The following is a 24,962-nucleotide window of genomic DNA, read 5'->3' as shown; positions in this document are numbered from 1 at the left end:
AGCCTTGGCGGCGTTGACGTGCATGCTAATGGCGGCCTGAAGGGCAAACAAACGATGGATTTAGCGGAAAACTGATTAGAGGAACTTATCGATCATGCTGAAACACTGGCCACCCCTCAGTTCATTGCGCGGCTTCGAAGCCGCTGCAAGATTGGGCAGCTTTCACAAGGCCGCCGAGGAACTGAGCCTCACGCAGTCGGCCATCAGCCAGCAGATCCGCAGCCTTGAGGCGTACTTGGAGCAGCCGCTGTTTTTCCGCCGCGGGCGCAGCGTCGCCCTGACCGACGCCGGCCACGACCTGCTCAGCACCACTCAGGCGATGTTGCAGCAACTGTCGGTGGGCATTCGGCGGCTGGGGCAATACCAGAAGCCCAATCAACTGGTGCTCAACACCACGCCGGCGTTTGCCCGGCACTGGTTGCTGCCGCGTCTGGCGGATTTCCGACAACAGCACCCGCAGGTCGATCTATGGATCTTCAGCACCGACGAAGTGCCGGACATGGCGACACAAACCATCGACATCGCCGTGCGCGACGACATCAGTTCCCAGGCTGAATGCAGCTTCAAGGTGCTGCACGCTGATCGGCTCTATCCGGCGTGTCATCCGAGCCTGCTGGGCGTACCGGGCGCGCAGCGGACAACGCTGCACGGCGAGCGGGAAATGGACTGGAGCCATTGGGCGGTGGAATCGGGAATCGATGTCGGCCAGCAGGATCAGGGTTTGAATTTCTCTGATCCGGGCCTGTTGCTGGATGCGGCTTGCTCAGGTCTGGGGATTGCGCTGGTCAGTCAGTTACTCAGCCGTAAGGCCCGGGCCGACGGGCTGTTGCAGCCCTTGGTGGACGACACCATACGCGGCCCGAACTGGGCGATGCTGACCCATCGCGACAGCGAGAATGACCCGATGGCGCGAAGTTTCAGTCAATGGCTGTCAACTCGACTGGCAGAACCCGACCTGCAGGCTCAGACCGTCGTGAAATGACCTGCGCCGAGCCGGCCTTCCAGCCGACCGAACAGAACGTAGTGCTGATAACCGCTGGTGAATGCCCCGGTGGAAATCGCGTTTTTGACGTCCTGGTTCATATGCAGGTATTGCGCTTCGTCGAAGTTCTCGGCACTGACTTCGCCATTGCGACCAAGTTTGTGGCTGTCGACCGGCACGCCCATGATCGTGTGCCGCTGGAAGTCGATGATCCGGTTGACGGCGTGACTCTCCAGAGGCCCCCGATTGGAGTGCGCCGAGTAGATGTGCAATCCGTTGTTCGCGCAGCGATTGCACATGTCGATGCAGTTCGACTGAGTGGACTTGCGTTCGGTCAATTGCGCCAGCGGCATGTCGAGATATTTGCCGACCTGATATTCGGTCTGATTGAAAATGGAACAACACAGGATGGTGTTGCCATTGCAGTCGAGCACCAGCCAGTCATCCTTGAGCGTGCAGGCCTGCTGCGGGTAATGGCGGACCAGATTGACCAGATCGTCGTAGGGCGGCAGCGCGAGCCGCTGCAAGGTTTCGCGATCGGTGTCGGTTACCGACGGGTCACGCTCGATCAGCGCCAGCGTTTTCTCCAGCGGCATCATCACGGAATAACCTGTCGAGAACTCGAAGCCCAGACGCTGGCTGAATTCGCGCATCAGCCCTTCTTCTTCCATGTTGTCCAGGTAGCGGTGGTAATAGACCTCGATCCGCGTGTTCAAGCCATGTTGCTGCTTGAGTTCATGCAGTTTGATCATATTGGCCTTGACGACTTCGATGTCACCGCCCACATGCCCTTGTTCGTACGTCTGCTGATAAAACCCGGACAGCGAGATGCGGAAAAACCATGGATTGGCGAGCATCGCCGTCTCCATGTTTTTTGCCAGATTCAAATTGGAACTGATACCGCTGCGCAAACCGGCCGCGTTGATGATTTCGACAAACTCACCGATTCGCGGATGGATCAACGGCTCGGTCCAGTTATACAGAAAGATCGACTCGACTCCTTCGCCTCGAGCCTTCTCGACAATCTTCCTGAACATGTCAACTTGCATGGCTTTTTTGAAGTTGACGTTTTCCGAGTTCCCCATCGGACACGAAGGGCAGCTCAAATTGCACGCGCCGACAATATCGATGTACATGTTCATTGCGGGTGACGCTCCATGTGTGAATAGCGGTGCATCCAGACTGTCGACTGTTGTGATTGCCGTTATTCGCTATTTATTTGACAGTCCGGGAGCGCAGCGAGCAAGTTCCGGGCCATTGGCATGCTCGGCCATCAACTCCACGATCCAATCGATAAATACCCGCAGCTTTTGGCTGATATGCCGGTTCGGCGGATACGCGACGTACAGCGGCATCGGCTCAAGATCCCAATCTTCGAACAGCGCCACCAGCTCACCCCGTGCCTCATGTTCAGCCGACATGTAGCGAGGCAGCCAGAGCACACCCAGACCGGCAAGGCCGGCCGCCAGATAGGCGTTGCCATCATCGACCGCCAGCACATGCCGGCCCTTGATCAGGAGAGACTCGTTGGCGTTGCGCAAGGCGTAAGGCACCGGTTTGCCGGTGCGCGCCCAGAGAAATCCCACCACCCGATGCTGCGTGTCTTCCAGCTCCGCCGGATGCGCAGGAGTGCCGGCGCGCGCCAGATAGCTCGGCGCCGCAAATACCCCCAGTTGCAGATCGGCAACCCGACGGGCCATCAGCGACTGATCCAGCAACTCGCCGCCGCGCACCACGCAGTCCACGTTTTCATCGATGATGTCGACGATGCGATCACTGACACCCATGTCGATCTGAATGTCCGGATAACGCCGGTGAAAGTCCGGCAACGCCGGTATCAGGATCAGGCGCGCCAGCGGGCTCGGCACATCCACCCGCAACCGCCCGCGGGGCGCCACAGAAGCCTGGTTAAGACCGGTTTCAGCATCTTCCAGGTCCGCCAGCAATCTGACAACCCGCTCGTAGTAAATAGCACCGTCAGCGGTAACGTTGACCTTGCGCGTAGTGCGGTTGAGTAGCTTCACTCGCAGCCGCGCCTCCAGTTGCTGGACGAGCTGAGTCACGGTGGTCTTGCTCATGTGCAGGGTTTCGGCGGCCTTGGTGAAACTGCCCGCCTCCACGACACGGGCGAAGGCTTGCATCGCATCAAAACGGTCCATACCCCACCTCTGATAGCGGTTCGATTGTTTGGGATTTGCAAACAGTGAACGCCAAGGTTGCGCGTTTATCGTGTCAGCGCAAGCCCCTAAAGTTTCTCCATCGCAGGTTTTCAACCCATTGAAGGAGACACCTCATGACCCGTGCCCAACCAAAACGCGACGTGGTTTTCCCACCTGGACGCCATGCCCTGTACGAACGCAATCGCTATTCGCCGGCGGTTCGTTCCAACGGATTTCTGTTCGTTTCCGGCCAGGTCGGCAGCCTTGAGGACGGTTCGCCGGAACCTGATCTCAAGCAACAGGTGCGACTGGCCTTCACCAACCTCAACGCCATTCTGGGCGCGGCTGGCGGCAGTTTCGACGACGTGGTGGACGTGACGGTGTTCATGGTCGACCCGCAATCCACGTTTGAAACCATCTGGGAAGTGGTGCCGGAGTTCTGGGGTGAAGCGCCGCATCCGACCATCACAGCGGTCGGCGTGACGTGGCTATACGGGTTTCAATTCGAGATCAAGGTGATTGCCAAACTGCCGGAATGACCTGACATCGCATCGATTTGCAGCACGGGCCGACAGTCTTCAGACTGTCGGCCCGCATTCCTTCTGCGATCCATCGCCATGCCCGACATCTTGTTGAAGCCCAGTCTGCCCGGCATTGCCCTACGCCGCTGGCGCGTGCTGCACCGCGTCAAGCAGGGCCATGCCGCCGAGTTGTTCAAGGTCACTCAGTCGACCATTTCCCGCTGGGAAAGCGGCGTGCAGGCGATGGACCCGGACGCCCATCTTCAGCTCGAAAGGCTGCTCGCGGCGCGACTCGACAGCGCCGCCGATCAGGCCCTCGCGCGACTGGTCACGGACAGCGCGCGCCCGGTTCACCTCGTCTGCGACCTGACCCATCGCCTGCTGGCCTGTTCGCCGGCTCGCGCCGCACAGTTCGCCAGCCCGCTGAGCGATCTGCTGGGGCAGTCGCTGTGGCGTTTTGCGACAGTGGAAATCCGGCACAAGGAATCCTTGCTGGATGACGCCGGTTGGCGAGAAGTCCAGGCGCCGCCGGCTCTGGAATTTCTGACGGGCAGCAATGACTCCGCCCTCGTGCCGATCCAGCCGGGCCTCTGCCGCTGGACGCGGATCGCCCTCTCCGACGGCACCGCCGCACGGCTGGTGGAAACGCTGTAGGCCATCCGCCGCATATTTTATGCGTGGACGATGATCGAGGCCGGGCCTAGGCTTTGAGCCCTGCTCTCTTTATCCCGGCCACCGTATGAACCTCGAAAAAATCAAGGGACGCCTCGACTTCCTGCGCGAAGCAGAACGGCTCAAGGACGTCCTCAGAAGCGCGCACACTTCCTCCGGGCGCAGCGAAAGCACCGCCGAACACAGCTGGCGCCTGTGCCTGATGGCGATCGTGTTCGCCGACGACCTGGCCGGGCTCGATGTGCTGAAAGTCCTGAAAATGTGCGTCATCCACGACCTCGGCGAAGCCATCAACGGTGACATTCCGGCGGTCGATCAAGCCGGTTTTCCCGACAAGGGCGAACAGGAGCGCAATGACTTGCTGCTGCTCACCCGCTCTCTGGACGACGCGCTGAGAAGCGAAATCCTCGCACTCTGGGACGACTACGAAAACGCCCGTTCTCCCGAAGCCAAAGCCGTGAAGGCCCTCGACAAGCTGGAAACACTTTTACAACACACGCAAGGGAAGAATCCGCCAGACTTCGACTATGGCTTCAACCTGGCCTACGGCAAGCAATACACCAATGCCGATCCGCTGTTCGAAACCCTTCGAACCCTGATCGACCGCGATACCCGAGAGCGCATGAACACAAACATCACAATCCGCAACGAACACCCCGAAGACATCGACGCCATCGCCCGAATCACCGAGGCCGCGTTCCAGCACGAAGAACACTCCAGCCACACTGAACAATTCATCGTCAACGCCTTGCGCCACGCCGGCCAGCTCAGCGTTTCGCTGGTGGCAGTGGAGAACGACACGGTGGTCGGCCATGTGGCCATTTCACCGGTGACGATTTCCTCCGGCACTCAAGGCTGGTATGGCCTGGGCCCAATCTCCGTGTGCCCGACCCGCCAGCAGCAAGGCATCGGTTCGGCGCTGATGAAAGCTTCGCTGGCGGAGTTGCAGCGTTTTGGCGGCGTTGGCTGCGTGGTACTGGGTGATCCGGGCTATTACGGACGTTTTGGCTTCAAGGCCCATGCCGGTCTGGAGTTGCCGGGGATTCCGGCGGAGTACTTTCAGGCGTTGGCGTTTGGCGGGGAGTTGCCGGTGGGCGTGGTGAAATATCACGAGGCGTTCGAGGCTACCGAGTAGCGCCCCATCGCTTTTGATTGCTCACATTTCGTGGTCTATGGCTTCACCAAAGCGCTCTTGATGCCGTTTCGGCGATCAATGACTCTGTCCGTACGTTGTTTTTGCACTGACAGAAAAGAGCCAACGCCATGCCCAGCCCCAGAACCCTGTATCAGAAGCACATCGACAGTCACACCGTCTGCACCCTCGACGATCAGGGCCACGTGCTGCTTTACATCGACCGCCAGGTCGCCAACGAATACACCAGCCCGCAAGCCTTCAGCGGATTGCGCGAGTCCGGGCGCGATGTCTGGCGACCTGCTGCGACACTGGCGGTGGTCGATCATGTGAATCCCACCGCACCGAAACGCATCGCGACCATGCCTGACGCCGGGGGCGCGCGGCAGGTGTCGTACTTCGAAGAAAACTGCCGCGACTTCGGCATCGAACTGTTCGATGTACTGGACAAACGCCAGGGCATCGAACACGTGGTGGCGCCGGAACAAGGCTTCATTTTGCCGGGCATGGTGGTCGCGGCCGGTGACAGCCACACCACCACTTACGGCGCACTGGGCGCGTTCGGTTTTGGTATCGGTACTTCGGAAATCGAGCACCTGCTGGCGACACAGACTCTGGTTTACAAACGCCTGAAAACCCTGCGGGTGATGGTCAACGGTGAGCTGGCCGAAGGCGTCACGTCCAAGGACATCATCATGGCGCTGATCGAAAAGATCGGCGCGTCCGGCGCCACCGGTTACGCCATCGAATTCGCCGGCCCGACCATCAGCGCCCTCAGCGTCGAGGCGCGCATGACCATCTGCAACATGGCCGTCGAAGCCGGCGCCCGAGGTGCATTCATGGCGCCCGATGACAAGGTGTTCGCGTATCTGCAACTGAAGCCGCGTGCGCCCAAGGGCAAGATCTGGGAACAGGCCGTCGAGCGTTGGAAAACCCTGCACAGCGATCATGGCGCGGTGTTTGATCGTGAAGTCAGCCTCGACGTCGCCGCGCTGGAGCCGATGGTGACCTGGGGCACCAGCCCCGATCAGGCCTCACCGGTCAGCGGACACGTGCCGGACCCGGCCTCGCAGCCCGATCCGATCCTGCGTCAGGGCCTGCAGCGAGCCCTCGATTACATGGGACTGAAACCCGGCATGCCGCTGAACGAAGTGACGATCAGCCATGCCTTTATCGGCTCCTGCACCAATGCGCGGATCGAAGACTTGCGTGACGTTGCCCGCGTGGTGCGCGGCAAGCGTGTGGCGGCCCACGTGCGGGCGATGATCGTTCCCGGCTCGACGCTGGTGCGCAATCAGGCCGAGGACGAAGGCCTGGCGCAGATCTTTCTCGACGCCGGTTTCGAATGGCGGCAATCAGGCTGCTCGATGTGCCTGGCGATGAACGATGACGTGCTCGCGCCGGGTGATCGCTGTGCGTCGAGCACCAATCGCAACTTCGAAGGCCGTCAGGGCGCCGGTGCGCGCACCCACCTGATGAGCCCGGCAATGGTCGCAGCGGCGGCCATCACCGGTCATTTGACTGACGTGCGCAGCGTCGCGCTGGAGGCTTGAACCATGCAACCTTTCGACACTGTCAGCGGCAGCGCCGCGCCGTTTCTTGCGTCCAACATCGACACCGACGTGATCATGCCCAAGCAGTTTCTCAAGGGCATCGATCGTCGGGGGCTGGATCGCGGGTTGTTCTTCGATCAGCGCTTTCTCGCCTCCGGCGAACCCAACCCTGAATTCGTGCTCAACCAGCCGGCCTGGCAGGACGCGGCGTTTCTTGTGACCGGCCCCAACTTCGGCTGCGGCTCCAGCCGCGAACACGCGGTGTGGGGCTTGAAGCAAGTCGGCATCCGGGCCTTGATCGGCACCACGTTTGCCGGGATTTTCTATGACAACTGCCAGCGTAATGGCGTGTTGGCGATTCAGCTTGACGACGCGCCGTTCAGGCGCGTAGCCGAGGCGATCACCGTCCCGGAGACCGCGCGGATCAGCGTGAACCTGGCGCAGCAGACCATCGAGCTGGCTGGCGGCACGCTGATCGAATTCGAGATCGATCAGTTGCGCAAACAATCGCTGCTGCTGGGACTGGATGCCATCGGCACCACGCTGCAACGCACCGAGCAGATCCGCGCCTTTGAAGCGCGGCATCTGGCGGACAATCCCTGGCTGCGCTGAACACAAAAAACGGGCGACTCACTTGAGTCGCCCGTTTTCATTCCACAGACAAATCGCGGAAGTACTCTTCCAGAAATTCCACGCACACCCGCAATTTCGCCGACTCACTGAGCCGCACCGGATAGACCGCCCAGACGTTGGCGCTTTGGGTGTACTCCTCCAGCACCTGCACCAGCCGCCCTTGCTCGAGCATCGGTTTGACGTCCCACATCGAGCGCAACAGAATCCCGCCGCCGCTCAAGGCCCACTCCAGCACGATTTCGCCGCTGTTGGAGGACAGCGGGCCATTGACGCGCACCGTCTCCTCTTGCCCGTCCTTGCTCAGGGCCCAGATACCGAACGCGTTGTTGCGTTCCTTGAGTACCAGACAATCGTGGTCTTTCAGGTCTTCAAGGGATTGCGGCGTGCCCCGGCGTTCAAGGTATTCGGGCGTGGCGCACAGCACGCGCCGGTTACTGACCAGTTTGCGTGCGATGTGCTGACCCGGCACGTCGTCCCCGACGAGGATTTCAAGATCAAAGCCCTCGCCCACCAGATCGACCACGCGGTCGAATACGTCCAGCCGGATATCGAGTTTCGGGCACGTTCGAGACAACTGGCTGATCGCGGGCGCCACATGATTACGGCCGAAACCGAAGCTGCTGCAAATGTGCAGCGACCCCGCCGGTTGATGCCGGGCCTGGGAAATCTCGCCGAGGAACTGATCGAAATCTCCCAGCAGTTTCTCGGCCCAAATCCGCACCCGCTCACCGTCGTCGGTCAGCGCGATGCGCCGGGTGGTGCGGTGCAGCAGTTTGCTCGCCAGCGTGGTTTCCAACACCGAGATGCGTTTGCTGACATAGGCCGGTGAGAAGCCCAACTCATCGGCGGCGCTGGCAAAGCCGTTCTTGCGGATGACGGTAAGGAAGACCCTGAGGTCTTCGGGCAGGGGAAACTGGTCACGATTCGTGTTCATAGGCCGGTCGCCCTCGCTGTTTGTCGCACATTTTGCGAAGGATAACATCGAATCAACGCCTCGCCAGCCGGGGCCCGGCGTGGGCTGAGCCCCGGCGCCGTGATCAGGGTTGTCGAGTACTGGCGGTTTGCGTGCCCGGCTCGAACATTGCTTCGAACCGCGATTTGTTAGCCGCGTAATAGGCCGCGACCGCCTGGTCCGATGAGGTCTGGCGTGCCTGCATCATCAAGGATTCCAGATCTGCCTGCGGGATCGAGTAGTGAGCGAAGAAGTACGCCACCTGCGGATACTCGGCACTGAACCCCTTGCGCGCCATCGCATGGATCTGCTCGGCACCACCGAAAATCTGCTTCGGATCATCCAGGTAGCGCAACGACCATTTGGAGAACATCCAGTGCGGGCTCCAGGCATTGACCAGTGACCATTTGTCCCGCTTCAGGTTGCGATCCAGCTCATTGAGCATGCCGCTTTCCGAAGACGCCACCAGTTTGTAGCCATCAAGCTTGTACTCCTCGATCGCCTTGACCGTGAGCTTGTACTGGCCGTTGCCCACCTCCGAGGTGAGGATCTTGCCTTCGAGTTTTTCCTTTACTTGCGGCTTGTTCAGATCCTCGACACTGGCCACTTCACTGATCGGCACCGAGGTCGGGACGGCCATGCCGATCCGCCCTTCATACAGCACGCCGAGGTCTTCGAGGCGATCTTTGTATTTGTCGTAGAACGCCTTGTGGGTACTTGGCAACCAGACCATCGGGATCAGGTCGATATTGCCGTTGGCCAGGGCCTGAAACTGAATACCGATATCGGCCATCACCAGTTTCACCGGTTGTTTGAGGTGATCCTGAAGCGCGGCGCTGGCGAGTTTGACGGTGATTTCGGTGTCCGACCAGTTGACCCAGCCAATGCGCACGGGTGCAGGTTCGGCGGCCTGGGCCTGTGCAGCGAACGTGGCCAGAATCAGGGCGAAAAGCGTATTTCGATAAGGCGAATGAGCGTTCATCAAGCGTCTTCCTTTGGAGGTGGGATCGGCAGGTATGTCTCAATCTGGACGGCCTTGCGGTTGAGGCGTCTGGCGCAATCCTATGCCTGGCCGAAGCACCGCGCAAGCAAAATGTACACATGTGTCAACCATGATTGACACGCCTGTACAGTTGACCTAATTTCAAGTCGCCGAGCCTGATCAAGCCCACCCCGGAGCGCATTACCATGTCCAGCGATCCCCTGTTGCAGCCTTACAAAATCAAGAACCTGACGCTCAGAAACCGGATCATTACCACCGCTCACGAACCGGCCTACCCGGTAGACGGCATGCCCAAGGATTTGTATCGCGCCTACCACGTCGAACGTGCCAAGGCTGGTGTCGCGCTGACCATGACGGCCGGTTCCGCCGCCGTTTCCAGGGACAGCCCGCCGGTGTTCAATAACGTGCTCGCCTACCAGGATGAGGTGGTGAAGTGGCTCAAAGACCTGACCGACGAATGCCACGAGCATGGCGCGGCGGTGATGATCCAGTTGACGCATCTGGGCCGCCGCACCCGCTGGGACAAGGCCGACTGGTTGCCAGTGGTTTCGCCGTCGCACCATCGCGAAGCGGCGCACCGTTCCTTCCCGAAGAAAATGGAAGACTGGGATATCCAACGCATCATCAAGGACTATGTGGACGCCGCCGAGCGGATGCATGCCGCCGGCATGGACGGTCTGGAGTTGCAAGCCTACGGGCATCTGATGGACCAGTTCTGGTCACCCTTGACCAACGAACTCGACGGGCCGTACGGCGGCTCGCTGGAAAACCGCATGCGCTTCACCTTCGATATTCTGCGCGGGATTCGTCAGCGGGTCGGCGAGGACTTCCTGCTGGGCGTGCGCTACACCGGCGATGAAGGCTTGCCCGGTGGCTTGGATGCCAGCGAAGGCTTGCAGATTTCCCACCTGCTGAAAGACAGCGGACTCGTGGATTTTCTCAATGTCGTACGCGGCCACATCGACACCGATGCGGGCCTGACCGATGTCATTCCGATCCAGGGCATGCGCAATTCGCCGCACCTGGATTTTGCCGGTGAAATCCGCGCGGCCACCGGTTTCCCGACCTTCCATGCGGCGAAAATCCCTGACGTCGCCACCGCTCGCCATGCCATCGCCTCAGGCAAGGTCGATATGGTCGGCATGACCCGGGCGCACATGACCGATCCGCATATCGTGCGCAAGATCATCGAAAAACGTGAGGACGATATCCGTCCCTGCGTCGGCGCCAACTATTGCCTGGACCGCATCTACCAGGGCGGCGCCGCTTACTGCATCCACAACCCGGCGACCGGCCGCGAAACCACCATGCCCCACGAAATTCCCAAGGCCGCACGCAAACGCAAAGTGCTGGTGATCGGCACCGGCCCTGCGGGACTTGAAGCCGCGCGGGTCGCGGGCGAACGCGGTCATGACGTTACGGTGCTGGAAGCGGCGGAGCGCCCCGGCGGGCAGATCCGTCTGTCCGCCCTCAGCGAACGGCGGCGGGAGATGATCAGCATCATCGACTGGCGCATGGCGCAGTGCGAACGTCTGGGCGTGAAGTTTCACTTCAACACCTGGGCCGAAGCCGACACGGTACTGCAGCATGAACCGGATCTGGTGATTGTCGCCACCGGCGGTCTGCCCCACACGGACGTGCTCAGTGCCGGCAACGACCTGGTGGTTTCAACCTGGGACATCATCGCCGGTGACATCAAACCGGGCCGGCATGTCTTGATCTATGACGATGCCGGCGACCACGCTGCGCTACAGGCTGCCGAAGTCATCGCCGCCAGCGGTGCGAGTGTCGAAATCGTCACCCCCGATCGCAGTTTTGCTCCGGAAGTCATGGCGATGAATCTGGTGCCTTACATGCGCAGCCTGCAGGATCTGGATGTCACCTTTACCGTCACTTATCGCGTCGATTCGGTCGAGCGCCGCGACGGGCGCCTGGTGGCAACGCTCGGCAGTGATTACGGTACGGTGCACAAGCAGCGGGTGGTGGATCAGGTAGTGGTCAATCACGGCACGATTCCGCTGGATGATCTGTATTTCGACCTGCGCGCGCATTCGAGCAACGGCGGCGCGGTGGAACAACACAACCTGATTGCCGGCAAGGCTCAGGACATCGTCACTCACCCGCAGGGACGTTTTCAGCTGTTCAGGATTGGCGACGCCGTGGCCGCCCGCAACACCCATGCGGCAATTTACGACGCGTTACGGTTGATGAAAGACCTCTGAAACCGGCCTTCCCTCCTGTTGCGGGAGGGAAATTGCCGTATCGACCAACTACAGGCCGCGCCGGGCAACCTGGGCGCCGGCCTGTATGGCTCGTCCCACAATGTCTTCGATGTTCTGACCGGTCATCGACTGCAACGCTGCCGCCGTGACGCCGCGATAAGCCATCAAGGCATCCAGCAGAGCTTGCGGCTCCCGCTCGGCCAGCAGTTGACCGCCGCCCACCACCACCGCCCGTGCCGCCCGCTGCGCAATCCGTGCGGGAATGCCGGCCGCTTCGGCCTGACTGGCGAGTGCAGCGCACAGCAGCGCCGGAAACGCCGGCCCGGTGCCGGACAACGCGCTCAGATAATCGATGCAGTCTTCATCGGGCACCTCGTCCGCCGTGCCCACGCACTCGAACAATCGCTGCAGCCAGTCGCGCTCCTCATCGGCCAGGGAGCCGGCCACGAACCACGGTGTATAGGATTGGCGGATATCCACCGCCGCGTTCGGCATGGCCCGCACCACCACTCGCGCGCCTGTCGCGGCACTGAGGGCGGACGCTGAAATGCCAGCCATCAGCGATACCACCGGTTTGCCCCGCGCATCGATCTGCAACTCGCGAAACTGCTCGGGCCGCACAGACAGCATGACGATATCGCTGCGGTCGACCAGTGACTGGTTGTCACTCAACACCCGCACTCCCGGTGCAACATCAGCACTGCCCGAGCGGTTCGAGATCAGCAGCTCGCTCGGCCTGATGAACCCCGGAGCCAGCAACGACTCGGCAATCGCCTTTCCCAGCCAGCCCGTGCCGCCGATGATTCCCAGCGTTCTATTGGTCATCGGGCAGCGCCTCTTCGAAGGTTTCCACCAGAGGGACAAACACCCCCGGCTCCGTCTCGGCATAGCCGAACTGACCGAAAAACCGATCCAGTTCGCGTCGTTTTGGGGACTTTCCGGTAAACACGGTGACGTACTGCGGGATTCGCCGGAATCGCACGATCACGTCTTCGGTGGTTTTCATCGAGATGTAGCCGATCTGCGTCAGATAGATCGTCCGGGCGCGGGCATCGGCCGCCCCCGGCTCGTAACCGAAACGGCGAAACATCGCGGCCAGCGCATTGATCCGCGCGTCGTCGGCCAGCGCGATTTGCGCGGCGACTTCATCCGATTGCAACGCCCAGCTGCGCACTGCGAATTCAAACTGCGAATCGAACAACGCGGGGTTCAGCCAGCACTCGAAAACATTGAGGATCGCCTCGGACACGCTTTCGGCATAACGCTCGCACTGCCCCACCAGCCCACCCGTGTTCTTGTCCCGCCAACGGGCCAGCAGCGCCGCGAGCAGTTGCTCTCGATCTTCGTAGAACCAGTAGAAGCTGGTGCGCGACAGGTTCAGGCGCTTGGCCAGCGGCATCACCCTGACTGCGTCGACTCCGGATTCCTTCAAAGCCTCATACGCGGCGTCCAGCCAGACGTCCACGGAACCGCGCCATCCTGAATCCTGAGCCTTGTTTTTTGTCCGTCCTGCCTGCGTCATTGCAATGCACCTGTCTTTGAGACTTTGACCGGACTTTACACGCGCCGTACACGCAATGTACATCGGCGTACATTTTTCATTTCCGAACGCGCTTCAGCGCCCATGTCGATCTTGTTTCAATCGCTTGAAAGCGCCGCCGAAAGGCCGACCGAGCCTGCGCCAGAATTCCTGCGTTGAACAGAAATGACCGTTCGGCGCTTTTTCTGGCAGCCCTGCAAAAACGGGTCTAGGGTTGCGTGGCTGGCAAAATGCTGGCCATTTGGCAAACGTCGCTCGACGAGCGCCATCAGCAACACTGGAAGAAAAATCAGGGATGGTTTTTGTGCTTGCGCGGGTATTGCACTCTTGAAGAGTGAACGACCTATCCCTGTGTTTCGTTGCTTTCTATCAAGGACAGAAAGATGACCAACGTACAGGCGAGATTCCCCCGATTGCCCCACCGGCAACCCCCTTCATTGACGCCCGAAGCCAGGCCTGACGGTTTTGGCTGACGATCTGGGCCGGCGTTGCGGCGCCGTCCCTGCGCGAACCCTGTTTACGGATTGATCAGATCCCGACGGATCAGGCTGTCACGTCCCCGAGAATCCCGGTTGTCGGTGATTCCGGCCGATGTCGTTCGCCTGCCTGTCAGGAAAGGCGCCCCTTCTGCGCAAGGGGTCGAGCGGCAAACACCCACGAGGAAGGCCTCGATATGACTGGTTCAAATCACAACATCCCGCCTTATGGCGTCGCCATCCAGAGCGCGATCACCGGCGGCGATCTGCAGAAGATGAAGACTTTGTTGAAGCAGCGCGATTCAACGAAGCCGGAAGCGAAGGAGCTACAAACCGCGTACGAAAACCTGGCCAAAGAAGTTTCCAGACTGGAAAAACCCTGAGGCCATTTCCCACATTGCAATGGAGGCAATCAACATGTCAGCTACTCAGCAAAATGTCGGCTTGTTCCCGGTGAGCTACCGGATCGGTACGGGTCAGCCAGGGGCGCAGAGCCTTGCGCTGAACCTGCTGGTGTCCACGCCGCAGCAGCATGTCACCGGCAACGCCGCCGTGACTCAGGCGACCAATCCGCCGCTCGACATCGACTCGGACGTCTGGGGCGAATACACCTACATGACGGTGATGAAGCCCGGTGTCAGCAAGATCCTGATCACCGCCCAGGGCAACCATGGCGGACCCGGCTCCAACTCGATCATCAACTTCAAGATCCACCTGGTGGTTGGCACCGACTGGCGCGAAGGCGTGGCCAACTATGAGTACTTCGACGGCCAGCGCTGGCACGAACTGAACAACGTGCCGGCGCATCTGGTGGAGGTGCCTTCGAAAGTGCTTCAGCCGTTCAATCCCGGCCCGGTGATCGAGCCGCACAAACCGGTTCTGCCGCTGTATGCCGCGCCGATTCAGGGCGCCATCGCCAGCGGAGATCTGGCGCAGATGAAAAGCCTGTCCGCGCAGGCCAGACAGCAGCTGGAGCAACTGCCGCTGTTGCGCAAAGCGGTGGACGACGCCAACAAAGAAATCAGCCGCGTGCAAAGTCGCTGATCGGCTAATGGAACCATTACTTTCACAAGGAGCAGCATCATGTCGATCGGACTTTTTCACACCCGCCTCATCGCCAGTAACTCACTGCTGGGCGCACCGGTTCTGACCCTCGATATCGTGGTCGATACCGTCCGCAAAAAAGTCAGCGGAACCGCGAGCGTGTTCCAGAGCACCTGGCCACCGGTGAATTTCCATGCCCGGGTCTGGGGCGACTACTCCGAGGCCAGGCTGACGCCATCCACCGAGACCTACATCATTCTCACACTTGATGGCAGCCCGAGCGGCCCGCTGAGTCAGATTGCCCAGACCTTCCACCTCAAGGGCATCCTGAACGACTGGACCAGCGGTTTTATCGATTACCGCTACAACGACGGCGGCCAGTGGCAGGACGTGCGGCACGTCGCCGTGCATCAGGCACCGAGCGTCGAGCCTCTTCCGCCCGAGCATCATGTCCAGCCGCTGTACGCCGTGGCCGTGCAAACGGCGAAGGAAAGCGGTGATCTGGCGCAGTTGAAAGTCGCGGTGCAGCAAGGCGAACAACAGCTGGCCCACGAGGGTGCCTTGCGCAGTGCCCTTGAACAGCTGAATGCGGAAATCGCGCGACTGGAAGCGCGCTAAGTCGTACGGCCCGGGGGCGGTCACGGGTGACCGCCCCCGGTCTTCCAGCCAATCGAGGTCAGTCCAATCGTGCCGCGCACAGGCCCGTGCGCAAGGATCTCCCATGACAGACAACCGCCCTGCCCGCTACCTCAGCGACACCGATCTCAAACGCTACGTGCCGGTGCACGTGGTCTGGGAAATCACCCTCGCCTGCGACCTCAAGTGTCTGCATTGCGGCTCCCGCGCGGGGCATCGGCGCCCCGATGAACTCAACACCCGCGAATGCCTCGACGTGATCGATTCCCTCGCCGCCCTGGGCACCCGCGAGATCACCCTGATCGGCGGCGAAGCCTATCTGCGCAAGGACTGGACGCAACTGATCCGCGCCATCCACGACCACGGCATGTACTGCGCGATCCAGACCGGCGGGCGCAATCTGACGCCAGCGAAGATGCAGGCAGCGGTCGAAGCGGGGCTCAACGGGGTCGGCATTTCCCTGGACGGACTCGCGCCGCTGCACGACAAGGTGCGCAACGTACCCGGCTCGTTCGACAAGGCTGTCGATACCCTGCGCCGGGCCAAGGCGTCAGGGCTGGCCGTCAGCGTCAACACCCAGATCGGCGCGGCCACGTTGCCGGATCTGCCAGAACTGATGGACACCATCATCGAGCTCGGCGCCACCCATTGGCAGATCCAGATCACGGTGGCCATGGGCAACGCCGTCGACCATCCCGAACTGTTGCTCCAGCCGTACAAGCTGCTGGAAGTGATGCCGCTACTCGCCCGGTTGTACCGCGAAGGACTGGATCGCGGCCTGCTGATGAACGTCGGCAACAACATCGGTTATTACGGCCCTTACGAACATCTGTGGCGCGGCTTCGGCGACGAACGCGTGCACTGGAGCGGCTGCGCGGCCGGCCAGACCGTGCTGGCGCTGGAAGCGGACGGCACGGTTAAAGGTTGCCCGTCACTGGCGACCGTCGGGTTTTCCGGCGGCAACGTGCGCAATATGAGCCTGCACGACATCTGGCACTACAGCGAAGGCATGCACTTCGGCCGCCTGCGCTCGGTCGATGACCTGTGGGGTTACTGCCGAAGCTGCTATTACAACGACGTCTGCCGGGGCGGCTGCACCTGGACGTCGCATTCACTGCTGGGCAAACCCGGCAACAATCCTTACTGCCATTACCGAACCCTGGAATTGCAAAAACAGGGTTTGCGCGAGCGCATCGTCAAAGTCGAAGACGCCGCCCAGCGCTCGTTTGCGGTCGGACGTTTTGACCTGATCACCGAACGCATCGACACCGGCGAAAAAGTCAGCAGCGTCAGCGACAGCGGGCAAGTGATCAAGCTCGCCTGGATCAATCAGGGCCAGTCCTCCCCCGAGGAAGGACGCCTGCCGACGCAACTGGCCCTGTGCCGCGACTGCCTGCAATACATCCACCCGCACGAATCGATCTGCCCGCACTGCCATGCCGATGTCGCCGCCGCCGAGGCCCGGCACCTGACCGACCGGGCGCGTCAGCAGGCGATCATGAAGACGCTGACCGGTTTGCTGGCGGGAATGCCGAGTTCGGTGAGCTGAGACGGCAGCGGCTGCCGTTCGCCCGGTTGCCGCTAAAAATCTCGAACTCGCCCGGTGGCGCTGTATCCAACGTTTAAGCCAACGGAGGTCAGCACCATGAACAACGACAGCAAAGCCCCACCTACTGATACGTCCGGCAAACCGGTCAATGTGGTGAAACGCGATCTTGAGGATCGGGACGACGCCACCCGTGGTGTGGATGAGGTCATCACGCCCTCATCGACCCGCACCAAGGAGCAGGACGCGGAGGAGTTGCAACGCAAGGTCGACGAAATCGAACGCAAGGTTGCGGACGGCAACTGATCGGTTCGTCGAGGCAGGTTTTCGCCAGGTTTTCGGGCTACGGCGCTCGCGCCAGTTTTGATGGCGCTCGCTGAAAAGCCCGAAAAACCTGAGCGGCGATGCCGTCCGGGAAATAAGTAGCTGTTTTCCATGAAATTTATCTGTTTCAGGGGTTCACAGATCGAAAGAGCGCTGGTAAAGTGCCGCCCACTGTTGCAGAGGTCCTCCCGGGACTGAAACCAATAGCTACAGGGGCGTCGCCAAGCGGTAAGGCAGCAGGTTTTGATCCTGCCATGCGTTGGTTCGAATCCAGCCGCCCCTGCCATTTTTTCCTCGTTTCACCCTCTCCAGTTCCCTCTCGTTTTTTTCGTTATCGATCCTTTCCTGTTTGCATGTGCACCTGGCGTATTTCTTCACGCCCGAACAATCAATAAATCGCCGCTTTCATCAGCCCTCGCATTTCTTCTGCAGAGCTGATGAAAGCGGCGATTTTTTTTCCGCAAAAAAAATGCCCCGCAAGGTGCGGGGCAAAGAATTGGTTGGTTGCGGCCAACCAAAGGAGCATCTTCAAAAGCGTTAACCGACAGGCGTTACAGGCACTCCTGGGCAGCCCGTTCAAAACTCGACGGCAGGAAACTCGACGCCAGCAAGTGGCGCTCATACAAAAACACTTTGCCGCCGTCCTGTGCCTTGTAGGCTTCCAGCACGTTGTCCGCCGCCACCTTGCTCGGCACCACGATCCGGTAGCTGCGCTGGGTCTGCGACACGGTCGGGTTCAGCGCGCTGCCCTGCAGTTTCGGCACCACGCATTCGGCGTACTGGGCAGGCGTCTTGTGCGTCTGCAGGGTCAACGTCGGGTCGTTCGGCGCGGAGGCGCAAGCGGTCAGCAACAAAGTGGCGCAGGCCATGACAGGGATAACAAAGGTACGCATGGAAAAAATCCTGAAAATAAAAGGTTCGGTTCTTCGGCAACGTTCAGTGTCACGGGCACTGACGTTGCCGTTTTTGATCAAGGGGTTCAGCCTGCACTCACCAGGGCCTTGAGCGAGTCATCGAACTGTTTCAAGGCACTCAGTTGCAGGTCGCGCTGCTGTTCGATCCCGGCAGCGATTTCAGGCGCTGCCTTGTTGTGTACCCACACCGACGGCAGTTGCTTCTCCACCGCGCCTTCAGCCTTGCCGATGTATTGCAGGTTGGCGTCATAGAAGCGTGCGGCGAACCGCGCTTCGACCTGACTGTTGCGTTGGGTCAGCAAACGGTTGTGAGTGTCGAGCATCACCACAACGTCCGGATGGGCCTGCACCAGCGCATCGAGGCTGTCATAGACGGTTACCGAGAGAAATTGCTGTTGCAGCGAACTCATCAGCCAGTCGATGGCCAGCTCCGGATCGGAGCTGTCGACGAAGGCGTCACGAATCCGCGCATCGAGCGCGTCTTTGGCGCCGTTCACCGCCACATCGTGGTAACGCTCGAGGTATTGCAGGTTGTCCAGAGTGTTTTCGCTGTACAGCACACCGACGGTTTGCGAGTGCTGCAGCGCGGCGCTGCTGGCGGCGACGGGCAGAAAATGGCACGACTGGGCATCATCTGCATAAGCCGGGGCTACGGTAGCGGCCACCCCGCTCATCAGCAGGGCGACTACAGCCAGTCGGGTCAAAGTCTTCATCGCGCAAATTCCTTCAGCGGCGTGTTCGATGGAGGCGATTTTCCGCCCATCGGCGCCAAAGCAGAACTTGCGTTTCTTGATGGTCACTATTACTTGAAGCAATAGTTGAACCCCATGCAGACTGCGCCACACTCAATCACAACGAAAACAGATGAGGATTAACCGTGCGAACCTTTGACCTGATCCGCGATGCCGTCTTGCCCGAGTTCCGCGACCGGGTGGCCGAATACCTGGTCGAATACGAAACCGTACTGAGCCAGTCAGCGGACAATTCAGAGTCGGTACAAGCCGTGGCCAATCAGTTGCGCGGTTATCTGCGCGGCCTCAATACCACCCGAGTGCTGGGCATGGCGGACTGGGAAGAGCTGGACCGGCGCGTGCTGAACACCTGGCTAGCGCCCGCCCGATGACACGCTAGACTCTTCAGGCTGCGCCCGCAGCGCCAGACCTGGAGGTGTCCCATGAGCAATAACACCGAACCCACGACATTCACCGGCTGGGCCGCCACCTCGGCCGGCGCGCCGCTGGAGCGCTTCAGTTACGACCCCGGCCCGCTGGGCGACGAAGAAGTCGAAGTCGCCGTGGAATATTGCGGCGTCTGCCATTCCGACCAGTCGCTGATCGACAACGACTGGGGTGTCAGTCAATACCCCTTCATTCCCGGCCATGAAGTGGTCGGCCGCATCGTGCGCACCGGCCCGCAGGTGCGCGGTCTGGAAATCGGTCAGCGCGTGGGAATCGGCTGGTACAAGGGCAGCTGCATGCATTGCTCGTCCTGCATCGGTGGTTCCCATCACCTGTGCGCCACCGCAAAACCGACGATTATCGGCAGCCACGGCGGTTTCGCCGATCGGCTGCGCACGCATTGGGCCTGGGCGCTGAAACTGCCGGACAACCTCGACCCGGCACTCGCCGGTCCGCTGTTCTGCGCCGGCTCCACGGTCTTCAATCCGCTGGTGGAATTCGACATCAAGCCGACCGACCGGGTCGGCGTGGTGGGCATCGGCGGCCTCGGCCATCTGGCACTGCGATTTCTCAATGCCTGGGGTTGCGATGTCACCGCGTTCACCTCTTCCCTGAGCAAACAGGACGAAGCCAAACGCCTCGGCGCCCACAAGGTCGTCGCTTCCACCGACAGCGAGGCGCTGAAAGCGATTGCCGGCACCCTGGACTTTCTGCTGATCACCGCCAACGCCAACCTCGACTGGACGGCCATGCTCGCCACCCTGCGCGGCAAGGGGCGGCTGCACTTCGTCGGCATCGTGCCCGACGCGATTCCTGTGCATGTGTTCAACCTCATCCCTCAACAGAAATCCCTGTCAGCCTCCCCGGTCGGCTCGCCCGCCACGGCAGCGACCATGCTTGAGTTCTGCGCGCGGCATCAGATCCTGCCGCATGTCGAGGAATTTCCGATGAGCAAGGTCAATGAAGCTGTTGACCATCTGCGCAGCGGCAAAGCGCGATACCGGATTGTGTTGAACGCCAGCAAATGAACCCGAAGGCGCGTGAGTCAAAAACTCACGCGCCCTTTTTTGCCTGAGAAACACCTTCAAGCCCGTGCAGATCTGAGCTTTCGAACTTATTCCATAAGCCCAGCACCTGCCGATTTAGCATTACGTTTTTCAGAAGAGAGGGAGCCATGGGCTCCCTTTCCTGCCTTCAGACGTCCTGCAATGCCCTCGGTCGCTGGCTGCGCTGTTCAGCCAGCGCATCCGGCGCCTGCTGCAACTGGAAGTCGAATTTCAGTTCGGCTCGGCGTCCCGCTGCATCCTCCAGAAACTCGACCTCCCCGACCAACCCTTCCCGGGTCGCGTACGCGAAGTCATCCCACAGGTATTTGTCCCCCGACAGATTGATCTGCGTCGTCAGGTGTCGATGCCCCGGTGCAGAAATGAAGAAGTGAATGTGAGCCGGGCGCTGGCCGTGGCGGCCGAGCAGATTGAGGCATTCCTGGGTCGGGCCTTGCGGGTCGCAGCCGTAACCGGAGGGCACGATGCTGCGGGCGCGATAGCGGCCTTCGGCGTCGGTGATGATCCGCCGACGCAGGTTGTACTCGGACTGGCTCTGATCGAAGAACGAATAGGTGCCCCTGGTGTTGGCGTGCCACAGGTCGACCGTGGCGCCGGCGAGCGGCTGACCCTGCGGGTCGAACACCTGGCCTTCGAGCAACATCAGCGTGGCGACGCCCTCTTCGCGGCCGTCGTCCATCCGGCATTCACCTTCGTACAGCGGCGCGCCGGCCACGTACAACGGGCCTTCGATGGTGCGCGGCGTGCCGCCGGTCAAGCCGATCTGCGCATCCTTGGCGTCCTGCAGCAGGTCGAGGAAATGCTCAAGACCGAGGCCGGCCACCAGCAGCCCGGCCTCCGAGCGGCCACCCAGACGGTTGAGGTAGTCGACGGCTTTCCAGAATTCGTCTTCGTTGATTTCGAGGTCTTCGATGATCCGGGCGCTGTCCTGCAACACCCGCAGGACGATGGTTTTCAAGCGTGAGCTGCCGCCATCGTTGGCAAAACCGGCGGCTTCTTCGAAGAACTTCTGCAGTTCGGCAGTGTGGGCAATCTTCACGGTCATGGTGTTCACCTCATCTTGTTGTTGTGTTTACTCAGCTCTCTCGGATCAACCACAGGTTTCAGCGGTGGATTCATTTTTTGGGCTCAGCGGTCGTCGGCGTGGATCGACGAGGGATGGCGGCAGAGGCCGTCGATTTCGATTTCCATGTAGGGAAACAGCGGCAGCAGCATCAGGGTGTTGTGCAAGGCTTCGACGCTCGGGACGTCGAACACGCTGTAATTGGCGTAGTGCCCGGCGATGCGCCAGAGGTGGCGCCACTGGCCCTCGCGTTGCAGGCGCTGGGCGAGTTCCTTCTCGTCGGCCTTGAGCCGGGTGGCAACGACCGGGTCCATGTCGGCAGGCAACTTCACGGTCATTTTTACGTGGAACAGCATGGCGTTCTCCTTGGGGAATCAATGCCGGCGAAAACGCGCCAGACGCTCTTCATCCAGCGCGAGGCCCAGGCCCGGGGTGCGTGGAATGTGCAGGTGGAAGTCACGGTATTGCGGGCACTCGGTGACGATGTCTTCGGTCAGCAACAGCGGGCCGAACAGCTCGGTGTCCCAGGTCAGTTGCCTGAGGGTGAGGAAAGCGTGGGCCGAGGCCAAAGTGCCGACGGAACCCTCAAGCATCGTGCCGCCGTACAGGGCGATGCCGGCGGCTTCGGCGATTTGCGCGGTGCGCAACACGGCGCGCGGGCCGCCGTTCTTGGCAATTTTCAGGGCGAAAACACTGGCGGCGCCGTCGGCGGCGAGGCTGAACGCGTCCTCGACGCTTTCAATCGATTCGTCGGCCATGATCGGCGCCGGGCTGCGCTGGTTCAGGCGAATCTGCCCGGAGCGGTTGACCCGCGAGATCGGCTGCTCGATCAGGTCGATGCCGTTGTCGCCGAGCACCTGACAGCCACGAATCGCCTGCGACTCGTCCCAGTATTGGTTGACGTCAACCCGTACACTGGCGCGCTCGCCCAGGGCTTTTTTGATCGCCACGACGTGTTTGAGATCCTGCTCCAGCGGGTTGGCGCCGATCTTCAACTTGAAGATCCGGTGCCGCCGCGCTTCCAGCATTTGTTCGGCTTCGGCGATATCGCGGACGGTGTCGCCGCTGGCCAGGGTCCAGGCCACTTCGAGGCTGTCGCGGACCCGGCCACCGAGCAGTTCGCTTACGGGCAGGCCGAGGCGTTTGCCTTGGGCGTCGAGCAAAGCGCTCTCGATGCCGGACTTGGCGAAGGTGTTGCCCTTGGCGATCTTGTCGAGTTTCTGCATCGCGGCGTTGATGTTGTCTGCGTCCATGCCGATCAGCGCCGGCGCCAGGTGCGCGTCGATGTTGGCCTTGATGCTTTCCGGGCTTTCGTAGCCGTAGGCCAGGCCGCCGATGGTGGTGGCCTCGCCGATGCCTTCGATACCGTCGCTGCAACGCAGGCGCAGGATCACCAGCGTCTGGTTCTGCATCGTGTGCATCGCCAGTTTGTGCGGGCGGATGGTTGGCAGGTCGACGATGATCGCCGACAGGTTTTCAATCAGGATCCGGTTCATTTCAGTGTCCATTCAAGCGTGATCAACCGAGGTCACCGCCGCCTACCGGCAGGGTCACGCCGGTGATGTAGGAGGCGTCGTCCGAGGCGAGAAACAGGATCGCGCCGACCTGTTCATCAATGGTTCCGTAGCGTTTCATCAGGCTGCTATCGAGGGTTTGCGCGACGATTTCCTGGTACCAGGCCTGTTCCTGCGCGGACTGTTCGGCGGTGTTGCGCGGAATGCGCCGGGGCGGCGCTTCGGTGCCGCCGGGCGCGGTGGCGTTGACCCGGATCCCGCGCTCGGCGTTTTCAAAGGCCAGGCAGGCAGTCAGTGCATTGATCCCACCTTTGGCCGCGCCATACGGAACGCGGTTCAGGCTGCGGGTAGCAATCGACGACACATTGACGATCGCGCCGCGTCCCTGCTTGAGCATGTATGGCAACGCGGCGTGGCAGCACCACAGCGTCGGGAACAACGAGCGGCGCACTTCGGCCTCGATCTGCTCGACTTCGTAATGCTCGAACGGCTTGGCCCAAATGGTGCCGCCGACGTTATTGACCAGCACATCCAGACGCCCGAACGCATCGATGGCGGCGTTCATCACCCGGGCGCAATCGGCGTATTGCTCAAGGTCGGCGGTCAGCGACAGCACGCTCTCGCCCTGCAGTTCGTGAACCAGCCCGGAGCGGTCGACGGCGATGACCTGCGCGCCCTCCTCCAGCAAGCGCTCGCACACCCGGCGACCGATGCCCTGCGCCGCGCCGGTGACCAGCGCGACCTTGTTGGCGAATCTGTTGTTCATGACAACCTCGCAATTCAGAAAGAAGACTCAGGCTGCCGCGAATTTCTCGTAGTAGAAGTTCGCCGGCGTGATGCCCTGCTCGCGGATGTACTGGCTGACCGCCTCGACCATGGGCGGCGGGCCGCACAGGTACACGTCGACATCGCCTTCGTTGAGGTGGCGCGGCTCGATGTGCTGGGTGACGTAGCCCTTGAGCGGGTGCTGGCTCTGCGGATTGGCCACGCAGGCGCCGAAGCTGAAATTCGGAATCCGCGCGGCGAAGGCTTCGAGGCGGTCGAGTTCCACCAGATCGAAATCGTTGGTCACGCCGTAGATCAGGTGAACCGGGTGCTCGCTGCCCTGCTCGGCGATCTTCTCCAACATCGCCGTGAATGGCGCCAGCCCGGTGCCGCCGGCCAACAGCAACAGCGGCCGCTTGATCTCGCGCAGGTAGAAACTGCCCAGCGGCCCGGCCAGATTCAGGCTGTCGCCAGCCTTGGCCAGCCCGGTGAGGAAGCTGCTCATCAAGCCGCCGGGGACATTGCGGATCAGGAAACTGACCTCGCCGTTCTTCTGCAACGAGCTGAAGGAATAGGCGCGCGATTGCTCGCTGCCCGGCACTTGCAGGTTGACGTATTGCCCCGGCAGGAATGCCAGTTTGCTCAGGGATTCACCCTTGAGCGACAGCGCGATGGTGCTTTCGGAGAGCTGACGAACATCGCTGATCGCCGCCTGATAACTCGCCTGCCCGGTCTTGCAGACCTGCGAGCCCACCGGCACCCGCACCACGCAATCGCTTTCGGCGCGCATCTGGCAAGTCAGAACGTAACCCTGGGCCAGTTCGTCTTCACTCAAGGCGTCTTCGATGAAGTTGTCGCCCATGTCGTATCGCCCGGCCTCGGCGAAACACTTGCAGGTGCCGCAGGCGCCGTCGCGGCAATCCAGCGGAATGTTGATGCCCTGGCGGTAGGCCGCGTCGGCAACGGTTTCGTGGCCCGAGGCCTCGATGAAACGGGTGACCCCGTCTTCGAAATTCAGTGCGATCTGGAAACTCATGGTGCACCTCGCTCACAGCGTCGAGCCCGGCTC

General features: G+C 61.1%; 27 protein-coding genes, 1 tRNA gene and 1 pseudogene. 16 read left to right on the top strand and 13 right to left on the bottom strand.

All coding sequences use genetic code 11. From position 1 onward, the window contains the following. Window positions 1–94: 94 nt before the first annotated feature. On the top strand, window positions 95–982 hold the full coding sequence (locus AC1MDC_RS14015; RefSeq protein WP_085700321.1) for a LysR substrate-binding domain-containing protein: 888 nt from the start codon (window positions 95–97) through the stop codon (window positions 980–982). On the opposite strand, the gene AC1MDC_RS14010 is transcribed toward AC1MDC_RS14015, so the two are convergent. Then, complete coding sequence (locus tag AC1MDC_RS14010; RefSeq protein WP_256579470.1) at window positions 964–2,019, bottom strand: radical SAM protein; 1,056 nt, start codon at window positions 2,017–2,019, stop codon at window positions 964–966. The genes AC1MDC_RS14015 and AC1MDC_RS14010 overlap by 19 nt on opposite strands. A gap of 174 nt (window positions 2,020–2,193) precedes the next feature. After that, window positions 2,194–3,141 (bottom strand): LysR family transcriptional regulator, encoded by a 948-nt coding sequence (locus tag AC1MDC_RS14005; protein WP_480393183.1) that lies wholly within the window; start codon window positions 3,139–3,141, stop codon window positions 2,194–2,196. 134 nt (window positions 3,142–3,275) lie between these two features. On the opposite strand from AC1MDC_RS14005, the gene AC1MDC_RS14000 reads away from it, so the two are divergent. From AC1MDC_RS14000 to leuD, 6 genes and pseudogenes are all read left to right on the top strand, one after another. Next, complete coding sequence (locus AC1MDC_RS14000) at window positions 3,276–3,680, top strand: RidA family protein (protein WP_085700324.1); 405 nt, start codon at window positions 3,276–3,278, stop codon at window positions 3,678–3,680. Between the two features lie 78 nt (window positions 3,681–3,758). Beyond that, window positions 3,759–4,316 (top strand): helix-turn-helix domain-containing protein, encoded by a 558-nt coding sequence (locus AC1MDC_RS13995; protein WP_085700325.1) that lies wholly within the window; start codon window positions 3,759–3,761, stop codon window positions 4,314–4,316. 85 nt (window positions 4,317–4,401) lie between these two features. Further along, a pseudogene (locus AC1MDC_RS13990) lies at window positions 4,402–4,959 on the top strand (HD domain-containing protein); the annotation flags it as partial. Beyond that, window positions 4,957–5,469: a GNAT family N-acetyltransferase gene (locus AC1MDC_RS13985; protein WP_480393251.1), complete on the top strand. Its 513-nt coding sequence runs from the start codon at window positions 4,957–4,959 to the stop codon at window positions 5,467–5,469. The pseudogene AC1MDC_RS13990 and the gene AC1MDC_RS13985, both read left to right, overlap by 3 nt. Window positions 5,470–5,597: 128 nt before the next feature. Continuing rightward, window positions 5,598–7,019 carry a 3-isopropylmalate dehydratase large subunit gene (leuC, locus tag AC1MDC_RS13980; RefSeq protein WP_480393182.1) on the top strand — a complete coding sequence of 474 codons (1,422 nt, stop codon included), beginning with the start codon at window positions 5,598–5,600 and terminating at the stop codon, window positions 7,017–7,019. A 3-nt stretch (window positions 7,020–7,022) separates the two neighbouring features. Beyond that, window positions 7,023–7,631, top strand: a complete 609-nt coding sequence (leuD, locus tag AC1MDC_RS13975; protein WP_480393181.1) for a 3-isopropylmalate dehydratase small subunit — start codon at window positions 7,023–7,025, stop codon at window positions 7,629–7,631. Between the two features lie 37 nt (window positions 7,632–7,668). Here leuD and AC1MDC_RS13970 read toward each other — a convergent pair whose 3' ends face one another. Further along, the gene (locus AC1MDC_RS13970) at window positions 7,669–8,586 is read right to left on the bottom strand and encodes a LysR substrate-binding domain-containing protein (RefSeq protein ID WP_085703727.1); all 918 of its coding nucleotides are present in this window, start codon (window positions 8,584–8,586) and stop codon (window positions 7,669–7,671) included. A gap of 103 nt (window positions 8,587–8,689) precedes the next feature. Then, window positions 8,690–9,586 (bottom strand): glycine betaine ABC transporter substrate-binding protein, encoded by an 897-nt coding sequence (locus tag AC1MDC_RS13965; protein ID WP_480393180.1) that lies wholly within the window; start codon window positions 9,584–9,586, stop codon window positions 8,690–8,692. Window positions 9,587–9,792: 206 nt separating this feature from the next. On the opposite strand from AC1MDC_RS13965, the gene AC1MDC_RS13960 reads away from it, so the two are divergent. Beyond that, the gene (locus AC1MDC_RS13960; RefSeq protein WP_480393179.1) at window positions 9,793–11,829 is read left to right on the top strand and encodes an oxidoreductase; all 2,037 of its coding nucleotides are present in this window, start codon (window positions 9,793–9,795) and stop codon (window positions 11,827–11,829) included. Between the two features lie 48 nt (window positions 11,830–11,877). Here the strand turns inward: AC1MDC_RS13960 and AC1MDC_RS13955 are convergent, their stop codons facing one another. After that, window positions 11,878–12,654 (bottom strand): pyrroline-5-carboxylate reductase family protein, encoded by a 777-nt coding sequence (locus tag AC1MDC_RS13955; protein ID WP_480393178.1) that lies wholly within the window; start codon window positions 12,652–12,654, stop codon window positions 11,878–11,880. Next, the gene (locus AC1MDC_RS13950; RefSeq protein ID WP_085700333.1) at window positions 12,644–13,351 is read right to left on the bottom strand and encodes a TetR/AcrR family transcriptional regulator; all 708 of its coding nucleotides are present in this window, start codon (window positions 13,349–13,351) and stop codon (window positions 12,644–12,646) included. Before AC1MDC_RS13950 ends, AC1MDC_RS13955 begins: the two co-directional genes overlap by 11 nt. 691 nt (window positions 13,352–14,042) lie before the next feature. Here AC1MDC_RS13950 and AC1MDC_RS13945 point away from each other — a divergent pair. The 6 genes from AC1MDC_RS13945 (at window position 14,043) to AC1MDC_RS13920 (ending at window position 17,681) form a co-directional block, all read left to right on the top strand. Further along, window positions 14,043–14,228 carry a DUF1843 domain-containing protein gene (locus AC1MDC_RS13945; RefSeq protein WP_085700334.1) on the top strand — a complete coding sequence of 62 codons (186 nt, stop codon included), beginning with the start codon at window positions 14,043–14,045 and terminating at the stop codon, window positions 14,226–14,228. 34 nt (window positions 14,229–14,262) lie between these two features. Next, window positions 14,263–14,889: a DUF1842 domain-containing protein gene (locus tag AC1MDC_RS13940; protein WP_085703724.1), complete on the top strand. Its 627-nt coding sequence runs from the start codon at window positions 14,263–14,265 to the stop codon at window positions 14,887–14,889. A 39-nt stretch (window positions 14,890–14,928) separates the two neighbouring features. Further along, window positions 14,929–15,507 carry a DUF1842 domain-containing protein gene (locus AC1MDC_RS13935; protein WP_085700335.1) on the top strand — a complete coding sequence of 193 codons (579 nt, stop codon included), beginning with the start codon at window positions 14,929–14,931 and terminating at the stop codon, window positions 15,505–15,507. Between the two features lie 103 nt (window positions 15,508–15,610). Further along, window positions 15,611–17,074 (top strand): GDL motif peptide-associated radical SAM/SPASM maturase, encoded by a 1,464-nt coding sequence (locus tag AC1MDC_RS13930; protein WP_085703723.1) that lies wholly within the window; start codon window positions 15,611–15,613, stop codon window positions 17,072–17,074. 96 nt (window positions 17,075–17,170) lie between these two features. Further along, the gene (locus AC1MDC_RS13925) at window positions 17,171–17,377 is read left to right on the top strand and encodes a hypothetical protein (protein ID WP_085700337.1); all 207 of its coding nucleotides are present in this window, start codon (window positions 17,171–17,173) and stop codon (window positions 17,375–17,377) included. Between the two features lie 229 nt (window positions 17,378–17,606). Then, window positions 17,607–17,681: transfer RNA gene (locus AC1MDC_RS13920), tRNA-Gln, on the top strand. A 265-nt stretch (window positions 17,682–17,946) separates the two neighbouring features. Here the strand turns inward: AC1MDC_RS13920 and AC1MDC_RS13915 are convergent. Both AC1MDC_RS13915 and AC1MDC_RS13910 read right to left on the bottom strand, forming a co-directional pair. Continuing rightward, complete coding sequence (locus AC1MDC_RS13915) at window positions 17,947–18,288, bottom strand: YajG family lipoprotein (protein ID WP_085700338.1); 342 nt, start codon at window positions 18,286–18,288, stop codon at window positions 17,947–17,949. A gap of 86 nt (window positions 18,289–18,374) precedes the next feature. Then, window positions 18,375–19,022 carry an ATPase gene (locus tag AC1MDC_RS13910; protein ID WP_480393177.1) on the bottom strand — a complete coding sequence of 216 codons (648 nt, stop codon included), beginning with the start codon at window positions 19,020–19,022 and terminating at the stop codon, window positions 18,375–18,377. Between the two features lie 164 nt (window positions 19,023–19,186). Here AC1MDC_RS13910 and AC1MDC_RS13905 point away from each other — a divergent pair, with 164 nt between their 5' ends. Together AC1MDC_RS13905 and ahr are read left to right on the top strand one after the other, a co-directional pair. Then, entirely contained in the window at window positions 19,187–19,432 is a 246-nt protein-coding gene (locus AC1MDC_RS13905) for a hypothetical protein (protein WP_085700340.1), read from the top strand. Window positions 19,433–19,483: 51 nt separating this feature from the next. After that, a complete protein-coding gene (ahr, locus tag AC1MDC_RS13900) occupies window positions 19,484–20,515 on the top strand; it encodes an NADPH-dependent aldehyde reductase Ahr (RefSeq protein WP_480393176.1) in 1,032 nt (343 codons plus the stop codon). A 166-nt stretch (window positions 20,516–20,681) separates the two neighbouring features. On the opposite strand, the gene catA is transcribed toward ahr, so the two are convergent. The 5 genes from catA to benC form a co-directional block, all read right to left on the bottom strand. Next, window positions 20,682–21,596: a catechol 1,2-dioxygenase gene (gene catA / locus AC1MDC_RS13895; protein WP_480393175.1), complete on the bottom strand. Its 915-nt coding sequence runs from the start codon at window positions 21,594–21,596 to the stop codon at window positions 20,682–20,684. Window positions 21,597–21,679: 83 nt separating this feature from the next. Continuing rightward, window positions 21,680–21,970 carry a muconolactone Delta-isomerase gene (gene catC / locus AC1MDC_RS13890; RefSeq protein WP_480393174.1) on the bottom strand — a complete coding sequence of 97 codons (291 nt, stop codon included), beginning with the start codon at window positions 21,968–21,970 and terminating at the stop codon, window positions 21,680–21,682. A gap of 18 nt (window positions 21,971–21,988) precedes the next feature. Further along, window positions 21,989–23,110, bottom strand: a complete 1,122-nt coding sequence (locus AC1MDC_RS13885) for a muconate cycloisomerase family protein (RefSeq protein WP_480393173.1) — start codon at window positions 23,108–23,110, stop codon at window positions 21,989–21,991. A gap of 22 nt (window positions 23,111–23,132) precedes the next feature. Next, window positions 23,133–23,894: a 1,6-dihydroxycyclohexa-2,4-diene-1-carboxylate dehydrogenase gene (locus tag AC1MDC_RS13880; protein WP_480393172.1), complete on the bottom strand. Its 762-nt coding sequence runs from the start codon at window positions 23,892–23,894 to the stop codon at window positions 23,133–23,135. A 27-nt stretch (window positions 23,895–23,921) separates the two neighbouring features. Further along, window positions 23,922–24,929 carry a benzoate 1,2-dioxygenase electron transfer component BenC gene (gene benC, locus AC1MDC_RS13875; protein WP_480393171.1) on the bottom strand — a complete coding sequence of 336 codons (1,008 nt, stop codon included), beginning with the start codon at window positions 24,927–24,929 and terminating at the stop codon, window positions 23,922–23,924. Window positions 24,930–24,962: the final 33 nt, after the last annotated feature.

The sequence above is a fragment of the Pseudomonas sp. 1 genome (assembly GCF_056626735.1).
The sequence above is the reverse complement of the archived record's forward strand: the minus strand, read 5'-3'. Positions and strand labels throughout refer to the sequence as shown.